Here is a 9,309-nt window from a genome sequence, read left to right as displayed (position 1 = left end):
TTTTTTCCCATTGGCCCCTCTTTTCCAAGTCAGACTCTATTATTTTACAGGCTCACTCCTTTGTTTACTAGCTATTATTACATTACTGTTTGTGCCTGCGAAGGTCACGATGGGGGAACATCAGATAAATGCATTTATGTCTGTAGTAGGATTTGGCTCTGCCCTAATCTTGTGGGGAACTGGTTTGGCAATATGGTTAATGGGTAGAAGATTGCTAGGTATCGTCCCGAAATAAAATGATTATTCCATATTATAGAACGAACGTTCGTCTTAATCAAATATCAACAGAGTTATTTAACATAGGCTTTATCTAAAACACTTGAGGCAATTTCCTAATAGTTAATTTCATATGTCCATACAATCATAATCTTACTCAAGAACAGGGCGCGATTGTTGAGGAGTATTCCTAATAAATAGGTTGTTTACATATTAGTCATGTATAATATGTTAAACAGCCTATGTTTTTTGCTTTTTTTAAATTTAGTTTTTGATACATTTATCTCGAAATTGCGGATATTTACTTGAATCAGGAACATTTAGCAATTTTTGTATTTCTGTTTCATTAAGCGGTTGAAAAATCCGCTCATCCTCTTTGATGAATTTTACCTGTTCAGGAGGATTGATTTTAACTAATTCTTCTTTATTTAAGAAATTATAAAAGGTTTTTAAGAATCTAAGACGAGCATTAGTAGTCTGAATAGATAATCCATACTCTTTAGTTTTAAAATTGAAATGCTCGTCTCTTAGATAAGAAAGTACTCATAAGCTTGTTCAAATGTAAAAATTACAGAATTAGAATCTTCACTAACTAATCTATTAGTTATCTTTTTCTCTTCATTTTCGTCACCTCATAATCACATTTTGTTAAGAAAATGTAGGCAACGTATCAACATATTTTATGTGTTAATATGTTGGATATTTAATTTCTATTTAAGCAGTCCCTTGACTGCTCGCTTTTGCTGATTCGATTTGTTTACCTGGCTTAGCAACATTAAACACAATATTTAAAAAGATAGCCGTCAAGCTCCCCGCTACAATCCCGTTATTGGTTAAGATTTTTACGCTTTCTGGCAGCTGTGCAAATAAATCAGGAACTGCCGTAACTCCGAGACCCATACCCACAGAACATGCTATGATTAACAGATTTTCTTGTAAAGCAAATTCTACTTTGCTTAACATTTTAATGCCATAAGCAATAACCATTCCAAACATAGCAACCATCGCTCCGCCTAAAACTGAGGTTGGAATAACGGTTGTTAAAGCACCAATTTTAGGAACGAATCCTAAGAAGATTAACATCGTACCCATGGTGTAGATAACATTTTTACTCTTAACACCTGTCAATTGTAAAAGCCCAACATTTTGTGAGTAGGTAGTATATGGGAATGCATTAAATAATGCTCCTAACATAATCGCAAGTCCTTCTGCACGATAACCTTTAGCTAAATCACTTTCCTTAAGCTTTCTTCCAGTGATATCACTTAGTGCAAAATAGACTCCTGTAGATTCTACTAAACTTACAATCGCTACAAGAGTCATCGTAACAATCGGAGTCCATTCAAAGGTCGGAGTACCGAAATAAAAAGGCTTTACCATATGAAACCATGAAGCTTCACCAACAGCTGCAAAATTCACCTTGCCCATTAAAGCTGCTGCAAGCGTACCCGCTGCTAATCCTATTAGGATTGAAATAGATCGAATAAATCCTTTTGTAAAACGATAGAGCAGGATTATAAATAATAATGTTCCAAAAGCTAAGCTAATATTAGAGAGGCTGCCAAAATCAGGGCTGCCTTGTCCGCCAGCGATATTGTTCATAGCCACAGGAATTAGAGTAATACCGATAATCGTAACAACTGATCCTGTAACAACAGGAGGGAAGAATTTGATTAATTTACTAAAGAACTGTGAAATCAAGACAACAATTAAACCAGAAACTAAAATCGAGCCGTAAATAGACGAAACACCATATGCTCCGCCAATCGCAATCATTGGACCCACCGCAGTAAAAGTACATCCTAATACAATCGGCAAGCCAATTCCGAAAAAGCGATTCTGCCATACTTGTAAAATAGTCGCGATCCCGCACATCAAAATGTCAATAGAGACCAAATAGGTTAATTGCTCTCCTGTTAGATTTAAAGCACCGCCAACGATAAGAGGGACGATAACAGCTCCTGCATACATCGCTAAAACATGTTGAATTCCTAAAGATGCGATTTTGACGGGATGTTGTTTCATTAGACCAATTCCTCCATTTTCTCAGTTATAAAACTTACTTCTCCATTTGATAAAGAGGCGATTCTTGCTAATGATTCTACCCGTAATCCTTGATCTTTCAATTTCTGAGCGCCAGGTTGGAAGGATTTTTCAATGACAATCCCTATGCCAGCAATCGCTGCATTTGCTTGTTGGACCATCTCGACTAAAGCGAGAGCAGCCTGACCGTTTGCAAGAAAGTCATCGATAATGAGAACTTTATCGTTATCATTTAAAAACTTGCTTGCAATCGCCAGTTCATTCGTTTCGTTTTTAGTAAAAGAATGAACACTTGCTGTCAGAAGGTCATCGGTTAAAGTAACAGATTTTCTTTTTCGCGCAAAAATAACTGGAACATTCATTTGTAATCCAGCCATAACAGCAGGAGCAATCCCTGATGACTCGATTGTTACAATTTTCGTAATTCCTTCACCTGCAAATCGCTTTGCAAACTCTTTCCCAAGTTCAAACATTAAACTAGGTTCTATTTGGTGGTTTAAAAATGAATCAACCTTTAACACATTTTCATTAAGGACTCTGCCATCCTTTTTAATCTTTTCTTCTAGTAATCTCATGTGTATCCCCCTATGAAAAAATAAAAAAGCCCAAATGTCATGGCTCACATCAATATTTGAGTGAGGCAATGACATTTGGGCTTTTTACCGAATGTATGGACGCAAAATAGCGCCTTAAGCATTACCCACTCATAGTCGGATTGTTAACGGCAATCCGGTAGAAACTTGCAGGCCTTATCCCTGCGATTATATGAGTGAAACCTTATAAATTTAATCTCATTATAACATGGTGAAAAAGGAAAGCAATTGTTTTTTACCAAAAGACGAACGATAGATATTTTTAACAACTCAATGTTCGTGTTGCAAAAACGCTTTATATTTTATAATAAAAGGCCTTATTCTACGATTGAATAACCATTCATTTTCAGTTACTATAATAATAGGAAAATTATTCAGAAAATTCTAAAATGAAGGAGTGTCAAACATGCGAAAATCAATCCCTGAAAATTGGTGGAATCAGTTAAAGCTCCCAGTTATTTCAGCTCCGATGTTTTTAGTGTCTGGACCAGAACTCGTAAAAAATTGTTGTTTAAATGGCGTAATTGGTTCATTTCCAGCTCCAAATGCAAGACCAATCGAGGTGCTTGATCAATGGATGGGTCAGTTAAATGAGGAATTAGAAGCAGCTAGGACTGCAGAACCTGAACGTAAGATTGCTCCATGGGCGATGAATATGGTTGTACATAGTACCTATAGCCGTCTTCAGGATGAATTAGAGTTAATTAAAAAACACAAGCCGCAATTGGTCATCACTTCTTTAGGTAGTCCAAAACACGTGGTAGAAATTGTTCATGAATATGGAGGATTAGTCTTCTCCGATGTCAGTGATCTGAAATTTGCTCGTAAGGCTGCAGAAACGGGTGTTGACGGGTTGATTTTGGTTTCAAGTGGTGCGGGTGGTCATGCTGGACAAATTAACAGCTTCGCCTTTGTTGATATGGTCCGTACTTTTTGGGACGGTATTATTGTACTTGCTGGCGCTATATCAACCGGTAAGGGAATATTAGCCGCACAGGCAGCAGGGGCTGACTTAGCGTATATGGGAACAAGATTTATTGTTGCGACTGAAAGTATGGCACATGATGAATATCGGGAAATGCTTGTAAATTCTACACAGGAGGATATCATCTTAACGGATGCGTTTTCGGGTGTTCGGGCGAACATGCTTATTCCTAGTATCGTAAAGGCAGGACTTGATCCAGCGCAGTTGGTTAAAAAGGAAAAAGTTGATTTTGATACTATGCATGGTAAATCTGAGGCGAAAGCTTGGCGTGATATTTGGTCCGCGGGCCATGGTGTAGGTGCCATTGATAAAATCGAATCCACAGCAGATATCATTAAACGATTAGAAGTAGAATATCAAGAAGCACTGGAAAAAGTGAACCAATCTTCTGCGAAATTAAGAAGATTAAAAGTGAAATAGCGATGTTTAGCCGAAAGAACCTATCCATTCTAAAGGGTAGGTTCTTTTTTCTTTACCATTTTAATGACTTTATAGCCTGGCTTTATTTTCACTCGTTTTGTTTCTTTGTCTGTTTTCACTTGATATAAGGTGAATTTTTTCGGCTGGTGCTCAAGCATTTCGACCTTTTGGACGATTTCATTGTGGTAGTATTTGTGAATTTTACGAATTTGTTTATCTTGTTTTTCACCAAATAACCAATCATAAAGGTAAATCAAAATAAAGACAAAAATGCCGCCTACGAGAATTGTGTAAATAAGTGATGAAATGAAATCCACATGTTACATCCTTTCTATGCTTAAAAAGAGTATGGCTTCCATTATACCTTTTTTACTCAATTTGAAAAATAACTTGATTTCAAAATGGATAACCTAAAAATGCAAAAAAAATTTTTCAAAAATGTCCTCTAGGTATGCACATTTTCGAAAAAACATGGTAAAGTATATTACAGAAATCCTTTAAAACTGGTATTCATCAAGAATTCGAGTGTCCGTCTAAGGCGGACAAATGTTTTTCTAAAAGCGACAATAAGGGGGAATAAATGTGTCCAGTACTATTTTGGAGCAATTTTTAAACGAAAACCTAGAAGATTTAAAAGGTAAGGGTCTATATAATGTCATCGATCCATTAGAAAGTCCAAATGGTCCAATGATTACAATAAATGGTAAACAGTTAGTTAATCTTTCTTCTAATAACTATTTAGGATTAGCAACAGATGAACGTTTGAAGCAAGCAGCAGCGGAGGCAATTGAAACCTTCGGTGTAGGAGCTGGAGCCGTTCGGACAATTAACGGAACATTAAAGCTTCATGTTGAGCTTGAGGAGAAATTAGCAGAATTCAAACATACAGAAGCAGCAATAGCTTATCAATCAGGATTCAATTGTAATATGGCAGCCATTTCAGCTGTTATGGATAAAAATGATGCCATTTTATCCGACGAATTAAACCATGCTTCGATCATTGATGGCTGCCGCTTGTCTAGGGCAAAGATTATTCGTGTAAATCATTCCGATATGGAAGATTTGCGAGCAAAAGCTAAGGAAGCAAAGGAATCTGGTCAATACAATAAAATCATGGTTATTACTGATGGTGTATTTTCCATGGATGGGGACATTGCATTATTACCAGAAATCGTAAAAATTGCTGAAGAATTTGACCTCATTACATATGTAGATGATGCACATGGATCAGGTGTCCTAGGTGATGGAGCTGGTACAGTTAAGCATTTCGGCTTGTCCGATAAAATCGATTTCCAAATTGGGACCCTCTCCAAGGCAATTGGTGTAGTGGGTGGATATGTTGCAGGGAAAAAGAATTTAATTGACTGGTTAAAGGTCCGCAGCCGTCCATTCCTATTCTCTACCTCTTTAACACCAGCAGATGTAGCAGCAAGCAAGAAATCCATTGAACTCTTAATGGAAAGCACAGAGCTTAATAAAAAGCTTTGGGAGAATGGAGATTACCTCAAAAAAGGCTTAAAGGAATTAGGCTTTAATATTGGAAACAGTGAAACTCCGATTACTCCATGTATTATTGGTGACGAGTCATTAACACAGCAATTTAGCAAACGTTTGAATGAAGAGGGAGTATATGCAAAGGCAATTGTATTCCCTACGGTTCCTAAAGGAACAGGACGTGTTCGCAATATGCCAACAGCTGCACATACAAAAGAAATGCTTGATCAAGCCATTGCTATTTATGAAAAAGTCGGCAAAGAAATGGGCATTATTTAATCATAGAAACCCTTCAATGGGCGAGATTTCATGACAAAAGTGAGAGGGCGGAGAAAAATGAAACGGATATTAATTACAGGTGCATTAGGGCAAATCGGTTCTGAGCTCACCATGAAATTACGGGAAACGTATGGTACGGATAATGTTATTGCTACTGATATAAGAAAGAATGACAGTGAAGCTGCACAGAGCGGTCCATTTGAAGTCTTAGATGTTACAGATCTAAACATGATGGGCGAAATTGCGAAAAAGTATAAGGTTGATACCATCATGCACTTAGCCGCACTATTATCTGCCACAGCTGAGGCGAAACCAGTCTTAGCTTGGAATTTAAATATGGGTGGTTTGATGAATGCATTAGAAACAGCAAGAGAGCTTAATGCACAATTTTTCACTCCAAGTTCGATTGGTGCATTTGGACCGTCAACACCAAAAGACAGTACACCACAGGATACCATCATGCGCCCCACGACGATGTACGGCGTTAATAAAGTAGCTGGCGAACTTTTGGGCGATTACTATTATCACAAATTCGGAGTCGACACGAGGGGACTAAGGTTCCCAGGCTTAATTTCTTACGTTGCCATGCCTGGCGGGGGAACAACCGACTACGCTGTGGAAATTTATTATGAAGCCCTTAAAAATGGAAAATATACATCCTACATCGATAAAGGAACCTATATGGATATGATGTATATGCCGGATGCGCTTAATGCGATTATCGATTTGATGGAGGCAGACCCACGCAAGCTTAAACACCGTAACTCGTTCAATGTTACAGCAATGAGCTTTGCCCCAGAGGAAATCGCAAATGAGATTAAGAAACATATCCCAGGATTTGAACTAACTTATAATGTAGATCCTGTCCGCCAAAGAATTGCTGACAGCTGGCCAAATTCCATCGATGCCATTGCATCAGAAGAAGAGTGGGGCTTTAAGATTGAATACGATTTAGCTAAAATGACTGAAGATATGATTAAGAAACTAACTAATAAATTGACGATGAACAAAACCAAACCGAGTGGAATCCAATAATATGTTAAAAAAGATGACCAGATTCATTCGGTCATCTTTTTTATTTTCAAAAAATGTCATTAGATTATAGGGTTTATTCAGCCATTTGTGGATCCTGTATAGTTTTTTGTAAGAACTGTAGGCTTTTTTGTAGAACCTGTATGGTTTTTGGTAGAAACTGTACACTTCTTTGTAGAACCTGTATGGTTTTTTGTAGAAACTGTACACCTTTTTGTAAAAATTGTATGCTTCAGTGAAGCACCCACCTCTAAAATAACAAAAAGATAACAGCGTAGCAGATGCCAAGCTGTTATCTTTTTGCATAAATCACTTTCTCTTTCTTCTCCGTAACCATTCCAACAATGGCAGCATGGTGTTTTCCTGCTGCATGAAGGTTGTCCACATATTGGACAGCTTCTTCTTCACTCATGGAAACGAGAAGGCCACCTGATGTAATCGCATCACAAAGAACTAATTGTTCCTCAGGTAGAAGATCCTCATAGACTACATCATTCAATAACCATTTATGATTCGATTTTGATCCACCTGGAACAACACCATCTCTAGCTAACTCTAATGCACCTTCCAAAATTGGAACCATAGAGTAGGATATCTCAAAGCTAACATTACTTCCGCGTGCCATTTCACTACTATGTCCTAATAATCCAAATCCGGTTACATCCGTGACAGCGTGAGGATGATAGTTCGTTAACACTTCGGCTGCTGTTTTATTTAACTCAGCCATTGTTTCGGTGACCGTTTGTTCTTGTAAAGACGTGACAACGCTTCGTTTAATGCCCGTAGTGATAATTCCTACACCTATTGGCTTTGTTATTACCAAAACATCTCCCGGCTTTGCGCCAACGTTCTTCCAAACCTTGTCAGGGTGAACGATTCCCGTAACCGATAAACCAAATTTTGGCTCTTGGTCATCAATCGAATGTCCTCCAACTGTTAAGGCTCCAGCTTCTTTTACTTTATCCGCTGCACCTCGGAGTATATCTGAAAGCATTTCAGCTCCGAGCTTTTTGATTGGGAAACCAACAATATTTAATACTGTTTTCGGTTCTCCACCCATTGCATAAACATCACTTAACGCGTTTGCAGCAGTAATCTGTCCAAACATATATGGGTCGTCCACAATTGGTGTAAAGTAATCGACCGTCTGAATTAGGGCAATCGAGTCAGTTAACTGATACACACCTGCATCATCAGAAGTTTCATGTCCCACTAGTAATTCTGGAACAGGGTCTTGCTTAGGTAAATGACGCAAAACTTGCGCCAGGTCCTCAGGACCAATTTTACAGCCTCAGCCCGCTTTAGTTGATAAAGAGGTTAGGCGTATTTTCTCTTGCTCACTCAACAAATCCACCTCCAATAATTAGTATAACTGTTTCAATTCAAAATGGCACATATTATAGAAGCAAAAGATTTGCATGGAAAATAACCATACGTTAAAATATTTTTACTATGGCGATGCAGGAAACTAGCTTTGGATGTAATGGAGGAGTAAAATGAACATCTATCATGTAACTGTAGAATTTTGCATGCAATGAAACTACGCACCAAAAGCCGCGAGTTTCGCGGAAGAACTTTTTACACACTTTAACCGTAAGATTGGAAAAATGGAATTAATCCCTGTCTCAGGTGGAGCATTTGAAGTAACCGTCAATGGGGAAAAGATCTATTCCAAACTAGATACTGGTGTGTTTCCAGACACCGAGGATATCATTAATAAAATTTCAGAAAAATAAACGAAACCCTCATATCAACATTTGATTTGAGGGTTTTTGTTTTCTATAACGTTATTATGTTAGCTAGTATCGCAAAAAAATAATGCCATAAGATAACTTAGGGCAGTGTAATGTAACAGTTTTTCCCTAGACCTTTTTCAGTTTTTGAAATCAGAACCTCTAATATTCCATTAATGTAATTTGCACTTACTTTTTGATTAATAACCTGAAAGGGGAACTGGATAGTACGTACTCTCTTTTGTTGATTAGAGGGAGTGGAAGATTTATCAGCAGTAATAACGAGCTTCTTATCTTCAATAAATACTTTAATTTCCGAGCTGTTATACTCATTAAGTAATGCCTCGACAATCCATTCTTTATCTGTCTCGTATAAATCGATTCGAAATTGAGTCACGTCATCTTGTGTAGTTAGAGGATCAAGGCAGTAGTTTTCCAACCACTTTTCCACAAGGTCAAAATCGATGGGCTGTATATTTTTTTTGGATTTCATAACAATCCCCCTTGCACGGTT

Annotated in this window: 9 protein-coding genes, 1 pseudogene and 1 riboswitch; of the genes and pseudogenes, 5 read left to right on the top strand and 5 right to left on the bottom strand. The window is 37.7% G+C overall.

Features of this window, described 5'->3' with window-relative positions; translation table 11 throughout:
• A pseudogene (locus tag TR08_RS33365) lies at positions 1-235 on the top strand (hypothetical protein); the annotation flags it as partial.
• 695 nt (positions 236-930) lie between these two features.
• Here the strand turns inward: TR08_RS33365 and TR08_RS21580 are convergent.
• Complete coding sequence (locus TR08_RS21580; protein ID WP_045521773.1) at positions 931-2,241, bottom strand: nucleobase:cation symporter-2 family protein; 1,311 nt, start codon at positions 2,239-2,241, stop codon at positions 931-933.
• Positions 2,241-2,834, bottom strand: coding sequence for a xanthine phosphoribosyltransferase (locus tag TR08_RS21575; protein WP_045521772.1), 594 nt, complete (start codon positions 2,832-2,834; stop codon positions 2,241-2,243). Before TR08_RS21575 ends, TR08_RS21580 begins: the two co-directional genes overlap by 1 nt.
• 112 nt (positions 2,835-2,946) lie before the next feature.
• A riboswitch (purine riboswitch) is annotated at positions 2,947-3,048 on the bottom strand.
• 210 nt (positions 3,049-3,258) lie between these two features.
• Between TR08_RS21575 and TR08_RS21570 the strand changes: the two genes are divergently transcribed.
• Entirely contained in the window at positions 3,259-4,257 is a 999-nt protein-coding gene (locus TR08_RS21570) for an NAD(P)H-dependent flavin oxidoreductase (RefSeq protein WP_045521771.1), read from the top strand.
• Between the two features lie 29 nt (positions 4,258-4,286).
• Here the strand turns inward: TR08_RS21570 and TR08_RS21565 are convergent, their stop codons facing one another.
• A complete protein-coding gene (locus tag TR08_RS21565) occupies positions 4,287-4,574 on the bottom strand; it encodes a hypothetical protein (RefSeq protein ID WP_045521770.1) in 288 nt (95 codons plus the stop codon).
• Between the two features lie 265 nt (positions 4,575-4,839).
• Here TR08_RS21565 and TR08_RS21560 point away from each other — a divergent pair, with 265 nt between their 5' ends.
• Entirely contained in the window at positions 4,840-6,030 is a 1,191-nt protein-coding gene (locus TR08_RS21560) for a glycine C-acetyltransferase (RefSeq protein ID WP_045521769.1), read from the top strand.
• 57 nt (positions 6,031-6,087) lie between these two features.
• Positions 6,088-7,065, top strand: a complete 978-nt coding sequence (locus tag TR08_RS21555) for an L-threonine 3-dehydrogenase (protein WP_045521768.1) — start codon at positions 6,088-6,090, stop codon at positions 7,063-7,065.
• Positions 7,066-7,354: 289 nt separating this feature from the next.
• On the opposite strand, the gene selD is transcribed toward TR08_RS21555, so the two are convergent.
• The gene (selD, locus tag TR08_RS21550) at positions 7,355-8,407 is read right to left on the bottom strand and encodes a selenide, water dikinase SelD (protein ID WP_081954587.1); all 1,053 of its coding nucleotides are present in this window, start codon (positions 8,405-8,407) and stop codon (positions 7,355-7,357) included.
• A gap of 151 nt (positions 8,408-8,558) precedes the next feature.
• Here selD and TR08_RS31365 point away from each other — a divergent pair, with 151 nt between their 5' ends.
• Positions 8,559-8,798, top strand: a complete 240-nt coding sequence (locus tag TR08_RS31365) for an Rdx family protein (RefSeq protein ID WP_370576381.1) — start codon at positions 8,559-8,561, stop codon at positions 8,796-8,798.
• A 97-nt stretch (positions 8,799-8,895) separates the two neighbouring features.
• On the opposite strand, the gene TR08_RS21545 is transcribed toward TR08_RS31365, so the two are convergent.
• Positions 8,896-9,288 carry an Hsp20/alpha crystallin family protein gene (locus TR08_RS21545; RefSeq protein ID WP_045521766.1) on the bottom strand — a complete coding sequence of 131 codons (393 nt, stop codon included), beginning with the start codon at positions 9,286-9,288 and terminating at the stop codon, positions 8,896-8,898.
• Between the last annotated feature and the right edge of the window lie 21 nt (positions 9,289-9,309).

This window comes from Neobacillus niacini, assembly GCF_000759675.1.
In the GTDB taxonomy this organism is placed as follows: domain Bacteria; phylum Bacillota; class Bacilli; order Bacillales; family Cytobacillaceae; genus Neobacillus; species Neobacillus niacini_A.
This window is presented reverse-complemented; position numbering and strand designations above follow the sequence as displayed.

Excerpts from the sequence above, each read along its gene's own strand:
- TR08_RS21575 (WP_045521772.1), bottom strand. The coding sequence starts at position 2,834 with ATGAGATTACTAGAAGAAAAGATTAAAAAGGATGGCAGAGTCCTTAAT.
- TR08_RS21555 (WP_045521768.1), top strand. The coding sequence starts at position 6,088 with ATGAAACGGATATTAATTACAGGTGCATTAGGGCAAATCGGTTCTGAG.
- TR08_RS21570 (WP_045521771.1), top strand. The coding sequence starts at position 3,259 with ATGCGAAAATCAATCCCTGAAAATTGGTGGAATCAGTTAAAGCTCCCA.
- TR08_RS21580 (WP_045521773.1), bottom strand. The coding sequence starts at position 2,241 with ATGAAACAACATCCCGTCAAAATCGCATCTTTAGGAATTCAACATGTT.
- TR08_RS21545 (WP_045521766.1), bottom strand. The coding sequence starts at position 9,288 with ATGAAATCCAAAAAAAATATACAGCCCATCGATTTTGACCTTGTGGAA.